General features: G+C 70.8%; 21 protein-coding genes and 2 tRNA genes. 12 read left to right on the top strand and 11 right to left on the bottom strand.

Features of this window, described 5'->3' with window-relative positions:
- Window positions 1–98 precede the first annotated feature (98 nt).
- On the bottom strand, window positions 99–557 hold the full coding sequence (locus ACZ39I_RS20515) for an SSI family serine proteinase inhibitor (protein ID WP_467245775.1): 459 nt from the start codon (window positions 555–557) through the stop codon (window positions 99–101).
- 153 nt (window positions 558–710) lie between these two features.
- Here ACZ39I_RS20515 and ACZ39I_RS20510 point away from each other — a divergent pair.
- Together ACZ39I_RS20510 and ACZ39I_RS20505 are read left to right on the top strand one after the other, a co-directional pair.
- Window positions 711–801, top strand: a tRNA-Ser gene (locus ACZ39I_RS20510).
- A 199-nt stretch (window positions 802–1,000) separates the two neighbouring features.
- Window positions 1,001–1,073: transfer RNA gene (locus tag ACZ39I_RS20505), tRNA-Arg, on the top strand.
- A 125-nt stretch (window positions 1,074–1,198) separates the two neighbouring features.
- Here the strand turns inward: ACZ39I_RS20505 and ACZ39I_RS20500 are convergent.
- From ACZ39I_RS20500 to ACZ39I_RS20490, 3 genes are all read right to left on the bottom strand, one after another.
- Window positions 1,199–1,393: a hypothetical protein gene (locus ACZ39I_RS20500; protein ID WP_467245774.1), complete on the bottom strand. Its 195-nt coding sequence runs from the start codon at window positions 1,391–1,393 to the stop codon at window positions 1,199–1,201.
- A gap of 478 nt (window positions 1,394–1,871) precedes the next feature.
- Entirely contained in the window at window positions 1,872–2,414 is a 543-nt protein-coding gene (locus tag ACZ39I_RS20495) for a GtrA family protein (protein WP_467245773.1), read from the bottom strand.
- A gap of 155 nt (window positions 2,415–2,569) precedes the next feature.
- Window positions 2,570–3,058: a MarR family winged helix-turn-helix transcriptional regulator gene (locus ACZ39I_RS20490; RefSeq protein ID WP_451472251.1), complete on the bottom strand. Its 489-nt coding sequence runs from the start codon at window positions 3,056–3,058 to the stop codon at window positions 2,570–2,572.
- 81 nt (window positions 3,059–3,139) lie between these two features.
- Here ACZ39I_RS20490 and ACZ39I_RS20485 point away from each other — a divergent pair, with 81 nt between their 5' ends.
- The 9 genes from ACZ39I_RS20485 to ACZ39I_RS20445 all read left to right on the top strand — a co-directional run bounded on the left by ACZ39I_RS20485 (window position 3,140) and on the right by ACZ39I_RS20445 (window position 13,760).
- Window positions 3,140–3,526 carry an HGxxPAAW family protein gene (locus tag ACZ39I_RS20485; RefSeq protein ID WP_467245772.1) on the top strand — a complete coding sequence of 129 codons (387 nt, stop codon included), beginning with the start codon at window positions 3,140–3,142 and terminating at the stop codon, window positions 3,524–3,526.
- 126 nt (window positions 3,527–3,652) lie between these two features.
- Window positions 3,653–4,528 (top strand): DUF2797 domain-containing protein, encoded by an 876-nt coding sequence (locus ACZ39I_RS20480; RefSeq protein ID WP_467245771.1) that lies wholly within the window; start codon window positions 3,653–3,655, stop codon window positions 4,526–4,528.
- Between the two features lie 15 nt (window positions 4,529–4,543).
- Window positions 4,544–5,035, top strand: coding sequence for a hypothetical protein (locus ACZ39I_RS20475; RefSeq protein ID WP_467245770.1), 492 nt, complete (start codon window positions 4,544–4,546; stop codon window positions 5,033–5,035).
- A gap of 108 nt (window positions 5,036–5,143) precedes the next feature.
- Complete coding sequence (locus tag ACZ39I_RS20470) at window positions 5,144–5,884, top strand: response regulator transcription factor (RefSeq protein ID WP_031047840.1); 741 nt, start codon at window positions 5,144–5,146, stop codon at window positions 5,882–5,884.
- Entirely contained in the window at window positions 5,881–7,518 is a 1,638-nt protein-coding gene (locus ACZ39I_RS20465; RefSeq protein WP_467245769.1) for an ATP-binding protein, read from the top strand. The genes ACZ39I_RS20470 and ACZ39I_RS20465 overlap by 4 nt, the downstream gene beginning before the upstream one ends.
- Before the next feature lie 14 nt (window positions 7,519–7,532).
- Window positions 7,533–9,041, top strand: coding sequence for a bifunctional glycosyltransferase family 2/GtrA family protein (locus ACZ39I_RS20460; protein ID WP_467245768.1), 1,509 nt, complete (start codon window positions 7,533–7,535; stop codon window positions 9,039–9,041).
- Window positions 9,041–11,242 carry an ArnT family glycosyltransferase gene (locus tag ACZ39I_RS20455; RefSeq protein ID WP_467245767.1) on the top strand — a complete coding sequence of 734 codons (2,202 nt, stop codon included), beginning with the start codon at window positions 9,041–9,043 and terminating at the stop codon, window positions 11,240–11,242. Before ACZ39I_RS20460 ends, ACZ39I_RS20455 begins: the two co-directional genes overlap by 1 nt.
- Before the next feature lie 108 nt (window positions 11,243–11,350).
- A complete protein-coding gene (locus ACZ39I_RS20450) occupies window positions 11,351–12,844 on the top strand; it encodes an MFS transporter (RefSeq protein WP_467245766.1) in 1,494 nt (497 codons plus the stop codon).
- A gap of 154 nt (window positions 12,845–12,998) precedes the next feature.
- Window positions 12,999–13,760 carry a TetR/AcrR family transcriptional regulator gene (locus tag ACZ39I_RS20445; protein ID WP_467245765.1) on the top strand — a complete coding sequence of 254 codons (762 nt, stop codon included), beginning with the start codon at window positions 12,999–13,001 and terminating at the stop codon, window positions 13,758–13,760.
- Window positions 13,761–13,781: 21 nt separating this feature from the next.
- Here the strand turns inward: ACZ39I_RS20445 and ACZ39I_RS20440 are convergent, their stop codons facing one another.
- From ACZ39I_RS20440 to ACZ39I_RS20420, 5 genes are all read right to left on the bottom strand, one after another.
- A complete protein-coding gene (locus ACZ39I_RS20440) occupies window positions 13,782–14,243 on the bottom strand; it encodes a PPOX class F420-dependent oxidoreductase (protein ID WP_467245764.1) in 462 nt (153 codons plus the stop codon).
- A gap of 4 nt (window positions 14,244–14,247) precedes the next feature.
- Window positions 14,248–14,847 (bottom strand): class I SAM-dependent methyltransferase, encoded by a 600-nt coding sequence (locus ACZ39I_RS20435; protein WP_467245763.1) that lies wholly within the window; start codon window positions 14,845–14,847, stop codon window positions 14,248–14,250.
- Between the two features lie 35 nt (window positions 14,848–14,882).
- Window positions 14,883–15,704, bottom strand: a complete 822-nt coding sequence (locus ACZ39I_RS20430) for a YceI family protein (protein ID WP_467245762.1) — start codon at window positions 15,702–15,704, stop codon at window positions 14,883–14,885.
- A gap of 91 nt (window positions 15,705–15,795) precedes the next feature.
- The gene (locus tag ACZ39I_RS20425) at window positions 15,796–18,252 is read right to left on the bottom strand and encodes an MFS transporter (protein ID WP_467246251.1); all 2,457 of its coding nucleotides are present in this window, start codon (window positions 18,250–18,252) and stop codon (window positions 15,796–15,798) included.
- 85 nt (window positions 18,253–18,337) lie between these two features.
- Window positions 18,338–18,844 carry a MarR family winged helix-turn-helix transcriptional regulator gene (locus ACZ39I_RS20420; RefSeq protein ID WP_467245761.1) on the bottom strand — a complete coding sequence of 169 codons (507 nt, stop codon included), beginning with the start codon at window positions 18,842–18,844 and terminating at the stop codon, window positions 18,338–18,340.
- A 195-nt stretch (window positions 18,845–19,039) separates the two neighbouring features.
- On the opposite strand from ACZ39I_RS20420, the gene ACZ39I_RS20415 reads away from it, so the two are divergent.
- Complete coding sequence (locus tag ACZ39I_RS20415) at window positions 19,040–19,246, top strand: hypothetical protein (RefSeq protein WP_467245760.1); 207 nt, start codon at window positions 19,040–19,042, stop codon at window positions 19,244–19,246.
- A gap of 582 nt (window positions 19,247–19,828) precedes the next feature.
- On the opposite strand, the gene ACZ39I_RS20410 is transcribed toward ACZ39I_RS20415, so the two are convergent.
- Together ACZ39I_RS20410 and ACZ39I_RS20405 are read right to left on the bottom strand one after the other, a co-directional pair.
- A complete protein-coding gene (locus tag ACZ39I_RS20410) occupies window positions 19,829–20,722 on the bottom strand; it encodes an RNA polymerase sigma factor SigF (RefSeq protein WP_403656901.1) in 894 nt (297 codons plus the stop codon).
- A 327-nt stretch (window positions 20,723–21,049) separates the two neighbouring features.
- A complete protein-coding gene (locus tag ACZ39I_RS20405; protein ID WP_352391357.1) occupies window positions 21,050–21,907 on the bottom strand; it encodes an RNA polymerase sigma factor SigF in 858 nt (285 codons plus the stop codon).
- Between the last annotated feature and the right edge of the window lie 38 nt (window positions 21,908–21,945).

Genomic DNA, 21,945 nt, shown 5'->3' with positions numbered 1-21,945 from the left:
ACGCGAGGGAGTCTAAGCGCAGCGGTTGGGCGGAGGTGCCGGATGAGAGGGAGGTCGCACGACGAAGTGAGGTAGAACGTGTGACCGCCTCCCGGGGACTAGGTGTCCATGCCGGGGAGGAGCGGCACGAACCGGTCCCAGCGCGCGGTCTCGCAGCCGTTGCTCCGGTCGAACCGGGCGTCCACGGGGCGCCCGGCCCAGTTCCCCGTGACATGGGCGGTGGCGGGACCGCCGTAGAGCATCGTGCAGACGCTGCCCTCGGGGACGGGGGCGAAGGTGTCCTTTCCCCACCGCGTGTTCCGCTCCAGCGCGGCGCAGGCACCGGTGGGGTCGGGGTGGGTGCCGCGGGAGGGGTGACAGTGCAGCTCGAAGGTCTGGTCGACGCCCGCGGCGCCGGTACCCGTGTCCCGGACGGTGACGGTGAGGTGGTCGCCGGTCTCGGTGTACGCCGCTGCGTGGGCGGGGGCCAGGGCGGCGAGGAACAGGGGGAGCGGGCTCAAGCGGGCGAGCCGGGTGAGTCGGGGATGCCGGGGGGTCGTCCGGGTGGCGTATGACATGCCCTGACTAACGGTGGACGCGGCCGTACGTTGCGCGGAAGCACTTTGCCCTGCGCCCCGCCCGCCTAGTACCGTGGGAACCGATTGGTGGCACGACCTTCGACTGTGTCATCATCTGCACGCACCACTCGCGCTCGCGCGGGCGGCTGTGCTGGAGGCGTCGCCTAGTCCGGTCTATGGCGCCGCACTGCTAATGCGGTTTGGGACTTACATCCCATCGAGGGTTCAAATCCCTCCGCCTCCGCGCAAGATCACCGAAGCCCCGGTCCGAGCGACCGGGGCTTCGTCGTTCCCGGTCGTTCCCGATCTCGCTCAGATGTACGTTTCCGCAGCTCGCAAGGGGTATAGCAAACGGATTTCACATGGGAGCGGCAGTCATGTAATGTTCTTCCTGTCGCCGCGAGCGGCCCGAAAGGGCAAGGAACGGCAAGAAAACAGAACAAGCACTCGTAGCTTAACGGATAGAGCATCTGACTACGGATCAGAAGGTTGCAGGTTCGAATCCTGCCGAGTGCACAGCAGTTCAAAGCCCCCTCGGGATCATCCCGGAGGGGGCTTTGTCGTGGAGTACGGCATGACGTTGGGATCGTCATCCGCAGTGACTCCGCGACTGGGCGGTGCTTCTGGACGCCGACTCGTGATCACGTGGTGCTCGTGGCCAGGCCGTGGAAGGCCTCGGTGGTGCGGGGGTGGGCGAGTTCGTCGAGGAGGTGGCGCCAGTCGGGGTCGGTCGTGGTGGGGTGGGCCAGGTCCCAGGCGGTGAGGAGCGGGGCCAGTTCGGTCTCGGGGGAGATCTCGATCGGCGAGGTGGACGGGGAGGTCGGCAGCCGGTTCATGGGAGTTCCTTCCGGAGAGGGCGGAGCTTGCGAGGCGCGTGAACTCGGGGGCGGGGCCCGGTGGTCCCGATCCGATGGCTTCTACATGGCCCCCATCCCGGGTCCGCGACATGGCGCCGACCGCCCCATTCGGGGTGGGGGCAGCTGTACCCCCAGGGGGCTGCCAGCCCCCATCGCGGGGTTGTCGTAGCCCTCTGCGATCGTGACCGGCGGACCGGGCGGAGGCCATCGAGACGGGGAGGCTGTGCCCGGGTCGGCGGCTAGAGGGACTCTCGCGTTTCCCGGGCGGTACGGCTGGCTCGTGGGCAGGGCCGCGGAGGCCGGGGAGTCGTACCAGGATGCGGCGGGCCGTGAACTCGCCGAAGAACGGGGGGTGTTCGGGGTGCCGCGCCTCAGCCCCTACTGGAGGCGGTCGGGCGGGGGGGCAGGCTGTTCGGTGTAGTCAGCCACCGCACGACGGCTTCCCCGTAGCCCCCGTTCAGCAGGCCGTGCCCACCGCGACCCGCGGCAGGGTCGGGCGGGGCAGGGCGAGCGTCCGGGTCGGGCGGTCGCCCTTGCGGGTGCCCCCGAAGACGAACAGGCGCAGGACCAGGAAGCGGCCGATGCCGGCGAGGGCGGAGGCGCTCAGGTAGACGACCTGTTCCGTGAGCATGCTCGGGGAGGACTGGACGGCGTGCAGGAGGAACATCGCGGCGCAGGTGACCGCGTACGCGGCGGCCGCCGAGCCGGAGGACTGCAGGTGCCGGCGCCAGCCGGGGCGGCGGCCGGTGCCGAAGGTGAACAGGGCGTGGAGCTCGGTGCACAGGAGCGTGGAGGCCACGGTGATCAGCGCGTTCGCCATCGCCCACGGCATCGTCAGCGCCACCAGCGGTACGGCGAAGCTGGAGAGCACGCCGATCCCGCCGCCGCAGACGACGAAGCGCACGAAAGAGGCGAGAGGACCGGGGGCGGCCGGGGCGGTCGGAGAAGCGGGGGAGGGCTTTGACGGGGACTCGGTCCGGTCGGCCGTCTGCGGCTCCATGGGGTGTCCTCCGGCTCGGCGCTGGCTTGTCGATCCGCTTGATCCCGGGTGGATCAGCTGCGATCAACGATGCCGTCGCGGGCTCGCCGAAACGATGGAGTGGTCTCCCGGAACGAAGGTAGGGCTGGCTCCACCCCCGGGGTGGGGCGGCCCCGCTACTCGCCCTTCGCGTCCTTGGCCCGCAGCTCCTCGATATAGGCGAGCGCGAGGTTCGTCGAACGGCTGAACCAGTCGTGGAGTACGGCGATCTCGTCGGCGGAGTACTCCGCGAAGACGGCGTCGAGGCGGTCGTAGTACGGCTGGTAGAGGGCGACGACCTTGGCCACGGCGTCGGGGAGCGCGGCGACCCGGACCCGGCGGCGGTCGGCGGGGTCGGGGACGCGGGTGACGTAGCCGGCGCGTTCGAGGCGGTTGAGGATGCCGGTGACCGCGCCGGTCGTGACGTGGGCGTGCTCGGCGAGGTCTCCGGCGGTGAGGAGGTTCTCGCCGGCCTTCAGGACGCAGGCGAAGCTCAGCAGGTCGGTGACGTTCAGGCCCAGCCGCTGGGCCATCTCCTGCTGGCCGAGGTGGGCGGTGGCGATGAAGAAGTCCATCGCCTCCAGGGCCTGGGCCGGAGTGGCGGAGGGGCGGGGCTCGGCGGGCATCGGATTCCTTATTCTCTTAGTGCGTGAGAGGTTTCTGCGGTAAATTTCTTAGGAGGTGAGAGAACGGGACGAGGAGGGTCTGTGAGTGCACATCAGTATGACGAGGGGCACACGGTCGCGGGGTGGACCGGAGTCGGCATCGCCACCGTGGGGACGTCCGTGCTGGGACTGGGGGTGTGCACGGTGTCCGGCGCGCTGATCGTCGTGGGACTCGCGATCACCGTGGCGAGCGCCCTCGTGACCTGGGCCCTGCACCTGGCCGGTTGGGGCAAGCCGCCGGGACGCCGACCGCGCGAGCAGTGGGGGATGCGGGCGCGGGACACCGGCGCGCGCGAAGGGCATCCGGGGTGCGTCGGGTGCCGGATGGCGGGACGGGGAGGCCCGCGGGCCGGGGTGGCAGTGGCGGGGACCGTGGCGACGGTGGAATCGGTGCCTGTGGAACCGGTGCCCGTGGAGCAGGTGGGCTGATTGGCCCGTTCCCCGTGTTCTTGTGCGGGAGCCCGTTGCCGGTGGCAGAGCCGCGGCCGCCGGAACCGACCACCCGGCCCCGCGTCCCGGCAGCGATGTCAGTGGTGCCCCCTACTCTCGTGAGAGATGGCACAGGGATGGAAGTGCTCGGGGTTGTCGTGGTCGGCCGACGGGCCCGTGCTGCGGTGGGACGGTGGGCGGCGCAGTGCGCTGACCTGGGGGAAGCGGGTGGCGTTCGGGGTCGCGGAGGGGGGTGGGCGGACATGTGTGGGAGCGCGGGGGCACGCGTGTCCGGCGCGGGCCGCGGTGTCGGGGCGGAGTGCGGGGGCGCGGTGCGAGGAGTGTGCGCGGCTGGACCGGGCGCACTCCGTGGCCGCCGACACCCTGGCGGACGACCCCCGCCCGTACCGGGTATACCTGGCGTGGTTCGGGCCCGGCATGGTCAAGGTCGGCATCACGGCGCATGAGCGGGGCTCCGCGCGCCTGTTGGAGCAGGGCGCCGTCTGCTTCAGCTGGCTGGGCACCGGTCCGCTCATGGCCGCGCGGCGCACCGAGGAGCTGCTGCGGGCGGCGCTCTCGGTACCCGACCGCATCCTGTACGGCGCCAAGCGGGCCGTACGGTCCGCCCTGCCGGGGTCGGCCGCCGAGCGGGCCGCCGAACTCGCCGGACTGCACGCGCGGGCGGTGGCGCTGGGCGGCTGGCCGGAGTCCCTGGACCGCGCGCCGTACGAACCGGTCGACCACGTCGGGATCTTCGGCCTCGCGGGGCTGCCCGCCGCCGTGGGTGAGGTGAGCGAGCTCGTCGCGGGCGGGTCGGTGGGCGGGCGGCTCCTCGCGGCCGCCGGACCCGACCTGCACCTGGAGACCGAGGGCGGGGCAGTGGTCGTACTGGACACCCGGCTGATGACGGGGTGGGGGCTGGTCCCGGCCGACCGGTTGGAAATCACCGTGCCGATGAGAGAGTTCAAGGAGACGTCGGGGGTGCAGGACGGGTTGTTCTGACGAGGGAGGCCGGGGATGGACGTCACCGTGCAGTGGATACGCACGTCATGGACGAAGCGGTCCCGTGGCGGTGAGGCCGCGACCAGAAGGAACGCGGCTCCGGTCGGCTTCGTGCTGCCGCCGTCCGCGGTGGGGCGGGAGGGGGAGCCGTTCGTCCACGCGGTCCGGATGGACGAGCAGGACGACTTCGCACCGCACGGCCGCCAGGGCGACAGCCTCACCGGCGTCGACGTTCAACTCCAGGAGGTCGACGGTCGGTTGCGCGTCCTGCCCAGGGTGAGACCGATGTTCGGGGTGCCGCCCCGGCCGCGGCGGCGCCCGGCCGTGCGGCTCCAGCCCGGGCAGTGGGTGCGGTGGCGGCTCAACTACCGCTTCAGCAGCGCCGTGGGGATACAGGACTGGTCGTACTGGCTGGACACCTTCAACATCGCCTACGGCCCGGTCGGCGCCGAGGTGTTCCTCGGGGCGCCGACGGTCGGTGTGGACGAGCAGGGGCCGGTCCGGTAGGGGGCGAGAGATTCCCCAGGTGTTCCCTGAGAGGCGCCTGTGTGTTTCTCAGGGAAATCACAGACTGCCGAAAGGGTGTTCTCAGGGGGCCCCGACATGGTGTCCACCATGACCACGACCTCGCCCCAGGGGCGCACCGAACTGCTGAGGCCGGACGGGAGCCCCGTCCGAGTGCTTGTGGTGGACGACGAGCTGTCGATCACCGAGCTGCTGTCCATGGCCCTGCGCTACGAGGGCTGGCAGATCCGCAGCGCGGGAGACGGCACGGGCGCCGTCCAGACCGCGCGGGAGTTCCGGCCCGACGCCGTCGTCCTGGACATGATGCTCCCGGACATGGACGGCCTCACTGTCCTGGGGCGGCTGCGGCGCGAACTGCCGGACGTGCCGGTGCTGTTCCTGACGGCGAAGGACGCCGTGGAGGACCGTATCGCCGGGCTCACCGCCGGTGGCGACGACTACGTCACCAAGCCGTTCAGCCTCGAAGAGGTCGTGGCCCGGCTGCGCGGTCTCATCCGCCGCTCCGGTGCGGCCGACCGCCGCTCCGACTCCGTGCTGGTCGTCGGTGACCTCACCCTCGACGAGGACAGCCACGAGGTCTCGCGGGCCGGGCAGAACATCCACCTCACCGCGACCGAGTTCGAGCTCCTGCGGTTCCTGATGCGCAATCCCCGGCGGGTGCTCAGCAAGGCGCAGATCCTCGACCGGGTGTGGTCGTACGACTTCGGCGGCCAGGCCAACGTCGTCGAGCTCTACATCTCCTACCTGCGCCGGAAGATCGACGCGGGACGTGAACCGATGATCCACACCCGGCGCGGCGCCGGCTACCTGATCAAGCCCGCCGCCTCATGAGCGGGCGACGACGGCCGCGGGCGCAGAAGCGGGCAGGGCGAGCAGGCAAGCCGCGCACGCTGCGGACGCGGCTCGTCGTCGCGTCGGTGGTGCTGATCGCCGTGGTCTGCTCGGTGATCGGCACGGTGACCACACTCGCACTGCGGACCCATCTGTACGACCAGTTGAGCGGCAAGCTCAACGAGGCCGCGTCACGGGCGGCGCCGCGTGTTCTGCCGCCCAAGCAACTCGACAGCGGTGGCACCAACGACGACAAGAGCGCGCCCGGTGGACAGGGGAGGCGCCAGAACACTCCCTCCGACTTCGTCACCGGCCCGGGGCCGGACGGCACGATCGCGGCCAAGGTGGTCAAGGGCACCATCACCGACGCCAAGCGCGGGGTGAAGTCCGACTCCGACCAGAACTTCGGCATGACCGCCAAGAACCTCACAACCGCTCAGATCAAGGTGCTGAACGCCGTCCCCAAGGACAACAAGCAGCACAAGGTCGAGCTCCCCGGCATCGGTGACTACCTCGTCCGGTACACCAGCAACGACACCTCCGCCTACTACGTCGCCGTCCCCACCAAGGACGTCGACGCCACCATCGACACCCTGATCCTCGTAGAGATCAGCGTCACCGCCGCCGGTCTCGGCGCCGCCGTCATCGCCGGTTACGTTCTCGTCGGGCTCGCCACCCGCCCCCTTCGCAGGGTCGCCAACACCGCCACCCGGGTCTCCGAACTGCGCCTGCACACCGGCGAGGTCAATCTGAGCGAGCGGGTGCCCGAGGCGGAGTGCGATCCGCACACCGAGGTCGGGCAGGTCGGCGCCGCGCTGAACAGGATGCTGGACCACGTCCACGGCGCCCTGCACGCACGGCAGCAGAGCGAGATGCGGGTGCGGCAGTTCGTCGCCGACGCCAGCCATGAACTCAGAACACCGCTCGCCTCCATCCGCGGGTACGCCGAACTCACCAGACGCGGCAGGGAGGAGGTCGGTCCCGACACCCGGCACGCCCTGGGCCGTATCGAGTCCGAGGCGGGCCGGATGACGCTGCTCGTGGAGGACCTGCTGCTGCTCGCGCGCCTGGACGCCGGGCGGCCGCTCCAGTTCGAGCAGACCGACCTCATCCCGCTCGTCGTGGACACCATCAGTGACGCTCGCGCGGCCGGCATGGACCACAACTGGCGCCTCGACCTGCCCGACGAACCCGCCCTCGTCTCCGGCGACGCGGCCCGCCTCCAGCAGGTGCTCATCAACCTGCTGGGCAACGCCCGCAAACACACCCCGCCGGGTACGACGGTCACCGCGCGCGTGCAGCGGCGCGGACCGTGGATGTGCGTGGACGTCGAGGACAACGGCCAGGGCATCCCGCCCGACCTGCTCCCGCACGTCTTCGAGCGGTTCGCGCGCGGCGACTCGGCGCGCTCCCGCGCCACCGGATCCACCGGCCTGGGCCTCGCCATCGTGCAGGCCGTCGCGACCGCGCACGGCGGCGCGGTGACCGTGGACAGCGTTCCGGGGCGGACCGTGTTCACCGTGCACCTGCCCGCGGTCGGGCCCGTGGCGCCCAGTCCGGCACCCGAAACGAACTGGCAATCGCACTCACAGGCACAGCACAGCGCCGCCATATGGGTGCAACAGGGGGCTTGACCAGAGTCGTTCACATGCGAACCGACTCTTCTCCCGGCACCCTGCCGGCGCGGGAGCACCTCCCGGCCGGCGACGCCGGTACGCCTGTCCTGGACGTAGTGATCCCCGTCTACAACGAGGAGAAGGACCTCCAGCCGTGTGTGCTGAGACTGCACGAGCACCTCGAGCGCACGTTCCCGTACGCGTTCCGCATCACCATCGCGGACAACGCGTCGACGGACACCACTCCCCTGGTGTCGCGGCGGCTGGAGGCGGAGATCCCGGAGGTCAAGGCCTTCCGGCTGGAGGAGAAGGGCCGCGGCCGGGCCCTTCGGACCGTCTGGTCCGCCTCCGACGCACCGATCCTCGCCTACATGGACGTGGACCTGTCCACCGATCTCAACGCCCTGCTGCCGCTGGTGGCACCGCTGATCTCGGGCCACTCCGACCTGGCGATCGGCTCCCGGCTCGCCCGCAGCTCCCGGGTGGTGCGCGGCCCCAAGCGCGAGTTCATCAGCCGCGCCTACAACCTCATCCTGCGCGGCTCCCTCCAGGCCCGCTTCTCCGACGCGCAGTGCGGCTTCAAGGCCATCCGGCGGGACGTGGCGCAGGTCCTGCTGCCGCTCGTCGAGGACACCGGCTGGTTCTTCGACACCGAGATGCTGGTCATCGCCGAGCGCGCGGGACTCCGTATCCACGAAGTGCCCGTCGACTGGGTCGACGACCCGGACTCCACCGTCCACATCGTGAAGACGGCGACCGAGGACCTCAAGGGGGTGTGGCGGGTGGGCAAGGCCCTGGCGAGCGGATCGCTGCCGCTGGACCGGATCACCCGGCCGTTCGGCGACGACCCGCGCGACCGCGAGATCCAGGACGTGCCGAAGGGGCTGGCCCGCCAGCTCGTCGGGTTCTGTGTCGTCGGCGGTCTGTCGACCCTCTTCTACCTGCTGCTCTACAGCGGCTTCCGCCAGTTCGGCGGCTCCCAGATCGCCAACGCGCTGGCCCTGCTGGTCTCAGCGGTCGCCAACACCGCCGCCAACCGGCGCCTGACCTTCGGGGTGCGCGGGCGGGGCGGCGCCGTCCGGCACCAGGCGCAGGGCCTGGTCGTCTTCGGTATCGGCCTCGCGCTGACCAGCGGCTCGCTCGCCGCGCTCAACGCGGCCAGCAGCGACCCCGCGCACTCCACCGAGCTGGCGGTGCTGATCGCCGCCAACCTCGCGGCGACCGTGCTGCGCTTCCTGCTCTTCCGGGCCTGGGTCTTCCCCGACCGCGATGACGACCAGCCCCGCTCCACGGTGGTGGCCGCCCACACCCCTTCCGCGCCGGCCCACCCCGCCCAGCAGCTCTACGCGCCGCTGCCCCAGCGCCCGACGGCACACCAGTACGCCACGACGCCGTACGCCACCACGCCGTACACCCCGCCATCCCCGTACGACACGACCGAGTTCCGCGCCGGTGAGGCCGCGGAGCAGCGCTCCTGGAAGGACGCCACCGTGCGGTTGCAGCCGGTGCGCCCGACCGACACCGACCCGAGGAACTCCTGATGACCACGCAGACCGACCATCCGAACCGGCAGGGTTCCGGGTGGGGTCCGGCGGCGACGGCCCCCGAGGCGCCCCTCGCTCCCCCGGCCCCCGAGTCCGGTGAACCCCAGCAGCCCTTCGTCCGCAGACTGTGGCGCGGCCGCCCCGAGGACCCACGCTGGGCATGCCCCGCCTTCCTCGGCCTGCTGGCCGCGACCCTCCTGCTCTACCTGTACAACCTGAGCGCCTCCGGCTACGCCAACTCCTTCTACTCGGCGGCGGTCCAGGCCGGCAGCCAGTCCTGGAAGGCGTTCTTCTTCGGCTCGCTGGACGCGGGCAACGCCATCACCGTCGACAAGCCCCCGGCCTCGCTGTGGCCGATGGAGCTGTCGGTGCGGATCTTCGGCCTGAACTCCTGGGCGATCCTCGCGCCCGAGGTCCTGATGGGCGTCGGCACGGTCGCCGTCGTGTACGCCTCCGTACGCCGCCGGTTCAGCCCCGCGGCCGGTCTGATCGCGGGCGCCGTGCTCGCGCTCACCCCCGTCGCGGCGCTGATGTTCCGGTTCAACAACCCCGACGCCATGCTGGCGCTGCTGATGGCGCTCGCCTGCTACTTCGTCGTCCGCGCCCTGGAGGACGGCCGCACCAAGTGGCTGCTGTGGGCCGGTGTCGCGATCGGCTTCGCGTTCCTCGCCAAGACCCTGCAGGCCTTTTTGATCCTGCCGCCGCTGGCGATCGTCTACGCCGTCTGCGCGCCGGTCTCCGTCAGGAAGCGGCTCGGTCAACTGGCCGCTGCCACCTTCGCGTTGGTCGTCTCCGGCGGCTGGTGGGTCGCGATCGTCGAGCTGTGGCCCGCCTCCTCGCGCCCCTACATCGGCGGCTCCCAGAACAACTCCTTCCTTGAACTGACCTTCGGCTACAACGGGTTCGGCCGCCTCAGCGGCGACGAGACCGGCTCGGTCGGCGGCGGTGGTGGCGGTGGCGGCACCGGCATGTGGGGGGAGACCGGCTGGGACCGGATGTTCAACTCCGAGATCGGCGGCCAGATCTCCTGGCTGCTGCCGGCCGCGCTGATCCTCCTGGCCGCCGGTCTGGTGGCGACCCGCAAACTCACCAGGACCAGCGTCACGCGTGGTGCGTTCCTGGTATGGGGCGGCTCGCTGCTGATGACCATGGTCGTCTTCAGCTACATGGCGGGCATCTTCCACCAGTACTACACGGTGGCCCTCGCCCCCTACATCGCGGCCGTGATCGGCATGGGCGCGGGCATCCTGTGGGAGAAGCGCGCCGAGTTGTGGGCGTCGATCACCCTCGCGGCCTCGGTCGTGGCGGCGGCGGCCTGGAGCTATGTCCTGCTCAACCGCACCTCCGACTACCTGCCCTGGCTGAAGTACCTGGTCCTGATCGGCGGCCTGGTCGCCGCGCTCGGCCTGATCTTCGCGGGCCGCATCACCCGGCAACTCGCCCTCGCGGCGGCCTCCCTGGGCCTGGTGGCCTCGCTGGCCGGCCCGACGGCGTACACCCTGAGCACCCTCCAGGAGGGCCACACCGGTTCCATCGTCACGGCGGGCCCGGCGGGCGCGTCAATGATGGGCGGCGGTGGCGGTCCGGGCGGGGGCGGCGGCCGGGGCGGTTTCGGCGGTGGAACGCCCGGCCGGCAAGGCCAGCAGAACGGCAACGGCACCACGCAGGGCGGCGGCACGGGCGGCTTCCCCGGCGGGGGCATGCCCGGGCAGCAGGGCCAGAACCAGCAGAACGGCAACGGCGGCACCCAGGGCCAACAGGGCCAACAGGGCGGCCCCGGCGGACAGACGGGCGACGGCGGCGGCATGGGCGGCGGCGGTGGCGTCGGCGGCCTGCTGAACGGCGCGAGCGTCACCTCCGAGGCGAAGAAGCTGCTGGAGACAGACGCGTCGAAGTACACCTGGGCCGCGGCGGCCATCGGCGCCCAGAACGCGGCGAGTTACCAGCTCTCCACCGGTGACCCGGTGATGGCGATCGGCGGCTTCAACGGCACCGACCCGTCCCCGACGCTGGCCCAGTTCAAGAAGTACGTGGCGGACGGCAAGATCCACTACTTCATCTCCAGCGGCTCCGGCGGCGGCATGGGCGGCAGCAGCGGTACGTCCTCGCAGATCACCTCGTGGGTCGAGGCCAACTTCAAGAAGGTCACGGTCGGTTCGGCCACCTTCTACGACCTCACCCAGAAGGCGAGCGGCTGACGCCTCTCCCCGGCAGAAGGGCGGCGACCCCGGCGGTCGCCGCCCTTCTCGTCGTATGGCGGAAAACCGCGTTGTACGCCGTATAGGAACTGTTCTACGGTGTACAGCATGACCGCCCCCGCCTCCGCTCCCACCCCCGTCACCGTCGCCCAGGGCCATCCCCAGCGCTGGCTGATACTCGGTGTCATCTGTCTCGCGCAGCTGACCGTGCTGCTCGACAACACGATCCTGAACGTGGCGATCCCCTCCCTGACCAGCGAACTAGGGGCCGCCACCTCCGACATCCAGTGGATGATCAACGCGTATTCGCTGGTGCAGTCGGGCCTCCTGCTCACCGCGGGGAGCGCCGCCGACCGCTACGGCCGTAAGAAGATGCTGGCCGCGGGGCTGGTGCTGTTCGGCGTCGGGTCGCTGGTCGCGGGCCTCGCCGGCTCCACCGGCCAACTGATCGCGGCACGGGCCGGGATGGGCGTGGGCGGTGCGCTGCTGATGACCACCACGCTCGCGGTGGCGATGCAGATCTTCGCGCCCGAGGAGCAGCCGAAGGCGATCGGCATCTGGGCGGCGGTCAACTCCCTGGGCTTCGCGACCGGTCCCCTCCTCGGCGGCTTCATGCTGAACCACTTCTGGTGGGGCGCGATCTTCCTGATCAACCTGCCGGTCGCCGCGCTCGCCCTGGTCGCGGTCGTGCTCCTGGTCCCCGAATCCAAAAACCCGCAGGGCGACCGCCCCGACCTGCTCGGCGCCCTGCTGTCCACGATCGGCATGGCCTCCCTGGTCTTCGCGATCATCTCCGGCCCCGAGCACGGCTGGACCTCCGGCCGGGTGCTGGTGCCGGCGGTCGTGGCGGTGGTGGTCCTCGCCGGGTTCGCGTACTGGGAGAGCCGGATCCCCCACCCCATGCTCGACATGCACTTCTTCCGCGACCGCCGGTTCACCGGAGCGGTGGCGGGCGCGGTCCTGATCACCTTCGGCATGGGCGGCTCGCTCTTCCTGCTCACCCAGCACATGCAGTTCGTCCTCGGTTACGGCCCCCTGGAGGCGGGACTGCGGACGGCACCGCTCGCGCTGATGATCGTCGCCCTCAACTTCACCGGCCTGTCGGCGAAGTGGTCGACGAGGCTCGGGACGCCGCTCTCCATCGGCCTCGGCATGGCGGTGATGGCCGCGGGCCTCCTGGCCATCGCCACGCTCACCGGCCACGGGTATCCGGGCACGCTGCTGGGGCTGGTGCTGATCGGCGCGGGCGCGGCGGTCGCCAGTCCCGCGATGGCCCACGCGATCATGAGCGCGATCCCGCCGGAGAAGGCCGGGGTCGGCGCGGGCATCAACGGCACGGTGGCGGAGTTCGGGCAGGGGCTCGGGGTCGCCGTGCTGGGCGCGGTCCTGAACGCGCGGTTCGCGGCCGGGATCTCCGTGGCCGCGGTGTCCCTGCCGGGGGCGCTGGCGGAGGCGGGGTCGGCGTCGGAGCGGGCGCGGATCACGGAGGCGTTCGCCTCCGGCCTGGAGAGCAGTCAGTTGGTGGGGGCGGTGGCGGTGTTGCTGGGCGGGGTGGTGGCGGGGGTGTTGCTGCGGCGGGCGGAGCGGGCGCGGGACGCCTAGCGGGGTGGCGGCTTCGGCTCATCGGCGGCCGCAGTCCGATGGTGGCTGGTCGCGCCCACGGGGCGGAGCCGCATACCGGCACAGCCCCGCGCCCCTCACAGGTCGGTGCAGGCCTAGCATCTCGGCAAGTGAACGACGTCTCGGAAGGTGCGCCATGGTGAAGGCAGGCCAGGAAGCGGCCGCGCGAACCAGTGTCTGGCTGGAGGGCAAGGTGCGCCGGGGTGGGCGTGGGGGCGGGCAGCCGTCCGGGCTGGACCGCGACCGGATCACCGAGGTCACCGTCCGTCTCCTGGACGCCGAGGGGCTGGCCAAGTTCTCCATGCGGCGGCTTGCCACCGAGCTGAACGTGACCGCGATGTCCGTCTACTGGTACGTCGACACCAAGGACGACCTCCTCGAACTCGCCCTGGACGCGGCCTTCGGCGAGCTGGAGCTGCCGGACCCGGAGGCCGACGAGGACTGGCGGGACCAACTGCGCACGGTGGCACGGGAGTACCGGGGTCTGCTGGTACGGCACCCCTGGGTCTCACCGCTGGCCGGCACCTTCCTCAACATCGGCCCGCACTCCCTGGCGCTGTCCCGGACCGTGCACCGCATCGTCCGCAGGACCGGCCTGCCCGCGCACGGCATCACCGGCGCGATCTCCGCCGTCTTCCAGTTCGTCTACGGCTTCGGCACCATCGAGGGCCACTTCATCGCCCGCGCCACCCAGGCCGGCATGACCCAGGAGTCCTACTTCCGCCACGCCATGACCACCGCCACCCGGGCCCCCGCCGCAGCCGAACTCCTCAAGGAGAACGAGGAGATCATGACGGCGAGGGGCGGCGACACGGTGGAGGACATGCGGGACAGGGACTTCACGTTCGCCCTGGACCTCCTGGTCAGGGGAATCGAGGCGATGGTCGAGCGCCCTTAGGCGCGCTTGCCCACCCCGCGATCAGGCCAACCGCGCCGGGAAACCGCCGGTGGCAACCGGCCCCCACCGCACCGGAGTGACCCGGATGATCGACTTCCCCTGCTTCACCATCGCCGAGCGGTACTCGTCCCAGTCCGGATGCTCCCCGGAGATGTTCCGGTAGTACTCCACCAACGGCTCCACGGACTCCGGCGAGTCGATGACCTCCGCGGTCCCGTCGACCTGCACCCACGGGCCGTTCCAGTCGTCACTCAGCACGAGCACGCTGACCTGGGAGTCCCGCTTCGCGTTCCGCGTCTTGGCCCGCTCGGGGTACGTCGACACGACGATCCGCCCCGAGTCGTCCACCCCGCAGGTCAGCGGCGAGGCCTGCGGCGACCCGTCCGCCCGCCGCGTCAGCAGGATCGCCCGGTGCCGGGGCCGTACGAAGTCCAGCAGCTGTTCCAGGGAGACGGCCTTGTTGGTCGCAATGTTCGGTGCCATGGAATCAGCCTAGTTGGAGCGCCACGGCGTTCCAGTGAACCGCGTCCCGGCCGAGCCGGTCCGCCCCCTCCTCCACGGTCCGCAGCAGCCTCAGCCCCGCCTCCGCCCCGTGCCCGGCGACCTCCTGCGGCGGGATGTCGAACATCCGCCGGCCCACGGGCGGCTCACCGCGTCGCAGCGTGATCAGCAGGATCCCGCCGGGGCCGAGCAGCCCGGCCAGCCGCCGCATGGCGACGGGGCGCTCCTCCGGCCGCAGGTGCATCCACACCGCGGACAGCAGGACGACGTCGTACGGGCCCCGCACGCCGGGTATCTCCGGCAGCGCGCCCGCCCGCCAGTTCACCCCGCTGCCGGGGTGCAGCCGCTCGGCCACCCGGCGCAGCTCGGCCACCGGCTCCACCGCGTCGACCGTGTATCCCCGGCCGGCCAGCGCCGCCGCGTCCCGCCCGGTTCCCGCGCCGACGTCCAGCACCCGCGCGGGCGCCTCCGGCAGGAGATCCAGCAGCGCCCCGTGCACGGTCTCGAACGAGACGCTCTCGTACACCCTCCCCAGCCGCTCCGCCGACTCGGCGTAGTAGCCCTGCACCCCCGTGGTCCGCTCCATACCCCGAACCGTACGACCCGCCACTGACAACGCCCTCAGGCCTGCGGCAGCGACTCCCCCTGCACCGCCTGCACATCGAGCTCGACCTTCAGCGTCGTCCCGATCGCCGCGATGCCCGCCTGGACGACCTGGTTGTAGTTCATGGCGAAGTCCTCCCGCCGCAGCTGGGTCGTCGCCCGGAAGGCGGCCCGGGTCCCGCCCCAGGGGTCGGCTCCGGTGCCCAGGTAGGCGAGGTCCAGGTCGACGGGCCGTACGACACCGCGCATCGCCAGCTCGCCCCGGACCGTCCAGCGGTCCGTACCGGACACGACCAGCCGCGTCGACCGGTAGGTGATCTCCGGGTACCGCTCGACGTCCAGGAAGTCCGCCGACCTCAGGTGCTCGTCCCGCATCGCGTTGCCCGTGTCGATGGAGGCGGCCCGGATCACCGCCTCCACCCGGGACTTGGTCACGTCGTCCGGGGCGACCTCGATCGCCGCCGTGAAGTCGGTGAAGCGGCCGTGCACGCTGGAGATGCCCAGGTGCTGGGCGACCGCGCCCACACTGGAGTGGGCCGGATCGACGGTCCAGGGCCCCGGCGGCGGGAGTTCCGTGCCGCCGATGCGGGCCAGGGTGACCGTGCCGACCTCGGCGCGGCCGCTCGCGGTGACGATCGCGCTGGACGCGGCGGGCGCGTACCCGACGGCCGTGACGATGACGGTGTACGGCCCCGGCTCCAGCGGAGTCGCGTCCCGTACGGCCCCCTCCGGGTCCGCCTCCGCGCGCAGCACCTGGGTGCCGGTCATGTCCGTCACCGTGACGACCGCGTGCGACACGGCCCATCCGTCCCGGGTGCGGATCCTCGCGGTCAGTCCCATGTCTCGTACCTCCTCAAAGAAGACCGGCCCGTGGCGGGCGCGCGCCTCCGCTCGGAGCGCGCGCTCCCTGCCACGGGCCGGAGCGGGTGAACTACTCGCCGGGGTGGGCGAGTTCGATGTCGTGGCCGTCGACGCCGGGGCCGTTCACGGTCAGGGCCGTCGCCTGCGGCGGGTAGCCCGTCGCGATGACCGTGTACTCGCCGCCGTCCAGGTCGGTGAAGGCGTACGCCCCGTCCGACCCGGTGGTGGCGGTACCGACCACGTTGCCGGCCGCGTCCACGAGAGTGACCCGCGCGTCGGCCAGCGGACCGTGCGGCGCCCGTACGACACCCTGCAGGCGGGCGCCCGAGTCGAGGTCGACCTCGATGCGGGTGACGCCGGTGCCGCCGACCTCGACGGGCAGGGCGCGCGGCCGGAACCCGGCGGCGTTGACCGCGACGGTCACCGCACCCGGCACCAGCTCGCCGAAGGCGAACTCGCCCTGCTCACCGGTGGTTCCGGTGGCCAGCAGATCACCCCGCACATCGGTGACGATCACCATCGCGTCCTTGACCGGCTCCCCGTTCTGCGCGGCCCGCACGAGCCCGTTCAGCCCGCTGGTGCCGCTGAGGAGGATGTCGTAGGCGACCGGCTCGCCGTTCACGAGCACCGTGGACGCCTGCGGCTGGAAACCGTCCGCGGAGGCGATCAGGACGTACGACCCGACGCTCGGCGCCTCGACGGCGTAGGAACCGTCGGCCTGGGTGACCGACCGGCCCAGCTGCCGTCCCGCGAGCGAGATCAGCGTGACCGCGGCCTGCGGGACCGCAGCGCTCTCGTTGCCGCGCACGAAGCCGCGGACCGGGATGCCGCCGCCTTCACCGGACGCCTCCGGACGGGCGAGGGTGGCCACGGCGGACAGCCGCTGCGTGCCCTCGGGAGCGGTCTCGGTGTCGGAGGAGACGGTCTCGGTGGCCGCCCAGCTCGGAGTGTGCGCGGCGGCCTCGGTCTCCACCGGAGCCTCGGCAGGAGCGGGAGTCTCCTCGCCGGCGGCCTGTGCCAGCGCGCCCTTGGTCCGCAGCGGAACCTCCTTGATGAACAGGGTGATCAGGAACGCGACGGCCGCGAGGGCGCCGGCGATCAGGAACACGTCGGCGATGCCGTGGCCGTAGGAGCTCTCCATCAGGGTGCGCACCGGGGCCGGGAGCTTGCTCAGGTCCGGGATGCTGTCGGTGGAGGAGCCGGAACCGGACAGCGCTGCCTGGTACTTGGGGTCGAGGGCGGCGACGCCGTCCGACACGTAGTGCGTGATCCGGTGGGACATGACCGCGCCGAGCGCGGAGACGCCGACCGCACCGCCGAGGGAGCGGAAGAAGGTGACCGTGGAGCTGGCGGAGCCGAGGTCGCTCGGGTCGACCTGGTTCTGCGTGCACAGCACCAGGTTCTGCATCATCATGCCGATGCCGAGACCCAGCAGGGTCATGAAGATCGACATCTTCCAGTAGGCCGTGTCGTACCGGATGGTGCCGAGCAGACCGAGGCCCGCCGTCACCAGCACGCCACCGCTGACCAGCCACGCCTTCCAGCGCCCGGTGCGGGTGATGAACTGCCCGGAGACGGTGGAGGAGACGAACAGACCACCGATCATCGGGATGGTCATCACACCCGACATCGTCGGGGACTTGTCGCGGGCCAGCTGGAAGTACTGGCTGAAGAACACCGTGCCGGTGAACATCGCGACACCGACGAACAGCGAGGCCAGCGAGGCCAGGGTGATGGTGCGGTTCCTGAACAGGCGCAGCGGGATGATCGGTTCGCGCACCTTGGACTCGACCAGCACGAAGATCAGACCGAGGACGATCGAACCGCCGACCATCGCGTACGTCTGCCAGGAGATCCAGTCGTACTTGTCACCGGCGAAGGTGACCCAGACCAGCAGCAGCGAGACGGCGGCGGCCACGAAGAACGCACCCGCCCAGTCCACCTTCACGTCCCGCTTCACGACGGGCAGGTGCAGGGTCTTCTGCAGCACGATCAGCGCGATGACGGCGAAGGGGACACCGACGTAGAAGCACCAGCGCCAGCCCAGCCACGAGGTGTCGGTGATGACACCGCCGAGCAGCGGTCCGCCGACGGTGGCGACGGCGAAGGTCGCGCCGAGGTAGCCGGAGTAACGGCCGCGCTCACGCGGGGAGATCATCGCGGCCATGACGATCTGGGCGAGCGCGGACAGACCACCGACACCGATGCCCTGGACGACACGGCAGGCGATCAGCATGCCGGCGTTCTGCGAGAGACCGGCGGCCGCGGAGCCCAGGACGTAGATGACCAGGGCTATCTGGACGAGCGCCTTCTTGCTGTACAGGTCGGCGAGCTTGCCCCACAGGGGGGTGGCCGCGGTCATCGACAGCAGGGCGGAGGTGACGACCCAGGTGTAGGCGGACTGGCCGCCGCCGAGGTCGCTGATGATGTGCGGGAGCGCGTTGGTGACGATCGTGGACGACAGGATCGCCACGAACATGCCGAGCAGCAGGCCGGAGATGGCCTCCATGATCTGCCGGTGCGTCATCGGGGCGTACTCGGTGGAGCCTCCCCCGTGCTTGGCGTGAGCCCGCACACCGGCTGGTGTGGTCGTTGCCATGGGCTTCCTTCTCTTACTGGGTGATCGCGGGTGTACGGGTGGTCTGTTCGAGTACGGGGGTGACGGGCGGCCGGGGTTCGGGGCCGTGGGCGCGGGTGTCGTCGAAGCTCGCCCGGAGGCGGGCCATCAGCGCGGTCAACTGGACGACCTCGTCGTCGCTCCAGTCGCTGAGCCGCTCGGCGAGCATGAGGCAGGTCCGGCGGGACAGCTGGTCCAGGAGCGCCTGGCCGGCCGGCGTCAGACGCAGGATGCGTGAGCGCTTGTCCGCCGGGTCGGGGGAGCGCTCGATCCAGCCGCGCTCGGCGACGTGCGCCACGTGGCGGCTGGTCACCGACATGTCCACGGCGAGCAGCTCGGAGAGCTTGCTCATGCGCATGTCCCCGTAGCGCCCGAGGAGGGTCAGCACGGCGGCGGAACCGGAGGGGCACTCGGACGGCATCATCCGCCCGATCTCCCGCTTCACGGCCCCGAAGGCGCTGAACTGGCGGATCAGCTCCTCGTATCGCGCTTGCTCGGCCATCACACCTCCCGTATTCGTTGCTTAGGGCAACCATAGACGTGCTTGGTTGCTACAGGCAAATAAAAGGGGGTGGATGCGGTACAAAAAGTTGGCAAAGGCAAGTATTGCGAACGTAAACCCGCATGTGAGGGTTGCTGGTGCCGTGGTCAGCCCCGCACTTGGGCCCCGGTCCCGGATTCGCTAGGGTCTCTGGGCATGGCTGAGAACCAGGTCCCCGACGGCAACCACGACCCCGCCGGCAGTACCCAGATGTTCCGCGCGTTCGTCGACGAGGGCCCGCAGGGCCGCCGACAGCCGACTGCGCCGGCCGCCACGTCGGGCGGCCCGCGCATCGGGCTCATCATCGGGGTGGTGGTCGCGGTGGCGATCGTCGCGGCGGTGGCTTGGCTGGCGCTGAGGTAGCGCGCCGGGGTTCCTTTTCAGGTGCGGGTTGGGTGGGGGCGGGCGTCGTGCGCAGTTCCCCGCGCCCCTGAGTGCCTGCGGCGGCCTGCTTGGCTCCGGTGGGGGCGTGGGTAGCGCGTGAGGTTCGGTGGGTGGGTCGGTGCCGGGGCGGAGGCGCTGTTGCTTCATCGGTACCCGGCAACGGACGCCGGCCGCTGCGGGCGGACACCCCCCACCCCGTCCCCTGCACGCCGTACGCGGCCAACGGCCGGATCGTGGCGCGCGGCAGGGCGACGGCTCGTAGGGGTACGTGAGATGGCGAACGGTCCGTGATGGCCCGCGAGGTGACTTGCGGTCCGTCCTGGCACCGGCGACCGCAACCCCCTAGGGGCGCGGGGAACTGCGCGACCAGCCCCCACCGGCCCGCAGCCGCCCGACAACCTGACCCGGCACCCCAATGGGCGCCCGGTTCAAGCCCAGCGCAGCGGCACCGCGGGGAACTGCGCGACCAGCCCCCACCGGCCCGCAGCCGCCCGACAACCTGACCCGGTACATCCGTAGGCGCCCTCAGGTGCTTCCGGATGCCCGGTGACAGGGGAACCCTCAGTCGGAGATGAGACCCTCGCGGAGCTGGGCCAGGGTTCGGGTCAGGAGGCGGGAGACGTGCATCTGGGAGATGCCGACCTCGTCGCCGATCTGTGACTGGGTCATGTTGGCGAAGAAGCGCAGCATGATGATCTGGCGCTCCCGGGGCGGGAGTTTGGCCAGCAGCGGCTTCAGGGACTCCCGGTACTCGACGCCCTCCAGAGCCGTGTCCTCGTAGCCGAGGCGGTCCGCGAGAGAGCCCTCGCCGCCGTCGTCCTCCGGGGCCGGAGAGTCGAGCGAGGACGCGGTGTAGGCGTTGCCGACCGCGAGGCCGTCGACGACGTCCTCCTCGGACACGCCCAGCACGGTGGCGAGTTCGGCGACCGTCGGAGAGCGGTCCAGCTTCTGGGAGAGCTCGTCACTGGCCTTGGTGAGGGCCAGCCGCAGCTCCTGCAGACGGCGCGGGACACGCACCGACCACGAGGTGTCGCGGAAGAACCGCTTGATCTCCCCCACGACCGTCGGCATCGCGAACGTCGGGAACTCGACGCCCCGTTCGCAGTCGAAGCGGTCGATCGCCTTGATCAGGCCGATGGTGCCGACCTGGACGATGTCCTCCATCGGCTCGTTGCGCGAGCGGAAACGAGCCGCCGCGTAGCGCACCAGCGGGAGGTTGAGCTCGATGAGGGTGTCCCGGACGTACGCGCGCTCCGGGCTGTTCTCGTCGAGTGCGGCGAGCCGCAGGAAGAGGGAGCGGGACAGGGTGCGGGTGTCGATGGCTCCCGACACCGTCGGGGGAGCCGGGAGAGCCGGGGCCGACGCGGCCTCGACAGCCGTGACGTCGTCGAGTGCGGGCTCAGCCTCGCTCTTGGTGAGCGTGAGCACCTTCGAGCTGCCCTGATCTGCGGACATGCCACCCCCTTTGGGTCGCGGGACGGTCGTGGCGAACGCCCCGTGGTGGAACGTCAGCCTTCACCTGAATACCGGCGCCGAAGCCTCGGCAAACGCGCTTCCGGCAGAATGTCACATGTCGGCAACACGCTGTAGTGACATGTCGACATGTGAGACCCGAATCCGCCCTGGATAAAGGGGGTCTGACGGTTTTTCGGCACAGAAGTGTCGGGAACGGCGCTGGTGAGCGATTCGCTCGCGCCAGTTACCTCTCGATCCCGCTTGCGAGCTGCGGTGTTCCGGAACGTGCGACCGTGCGCCCCTTATGCATCCGCTATCCGCCGAAGATTATGCGTCGATCCGATTGGCGGACCGCAGCCGCTGGAAGCTACGCGCGAGTAGCCTCGAAACGTGCATCTGTGAGACGCCGAGTTCCGCGCTGATTTGCGACTGGGTGAGATTGCTGTAGTAGCGCAGCAGCAGGATTCGCTGTTCCCGTTCGGGGAGTTGGACCAGGAGATGGCGGACCAGGTCGCGGTGTTCCACGCCGTCCAGCGCCGGGTCCTCGTAGCCGAGCCGGTCGAGCAGGCCCGGCAGTCCGTCACCCTCCTGCGCCGCTTCGAGCGAGGTGGCGTGGTACGACCGTCCGGCCTCGATGCAGGACAGCACCTCGTCCTCGGTGATGCGCAGCCGCTCGGCGATCTCGGCGGTCGTCGGGGTGCGTCCGAAGGCGGTCGTCAGGTCCTCCGTCGCGCCGTTGACCTGCACCCACAGCTCGTGCAGCCGGCGCGGGACGTGGACCGTGCGGACGTTGTCGCGGAAGTACCGCTTGATCTCGCCGATGACGGTCGGCATCGCGAAGGTCGGGAACTGCACGCCCCGGTCCGGGTCGAAGCGGTCGATGGCGTTGATGAGCCCGATGGTGCCGACCTGGATCACGTCCTCCATCGGCTCGTTGCGGGAGCGGAAGCGGGCGGCCGCGTAGCGCACGAGCGGGAGGTTGGCCTCGATGAGCGCCGTCCGTACCCGGTTGTGCTCCGGCGTGCCCGGCTCGAGCTCCTTCAACTCGCCGAAGAGCACCTGGGTCAGCGCCCGGGTGTCGGCGCCGCGACTGCGTGGGGCGGCCTCTTGGGGGGCCTCCTGGGGAGGCGCGGTACTGGCCGCCACGGTCAACGCCACCTCTTCGTTGGTCAACTCATCCGTCAAAAGCGGTCATAGCATCACAAGACATGTGCACTGTGTGC

It is taken from the genome of Streptomyces sp. NPDC024687 (genome assembly GCF_055559055.1).
Note: the sequence above shows the minus strand (reverse complement) of the source record. Positions and strands in the feature narration are given on the sequence as shown.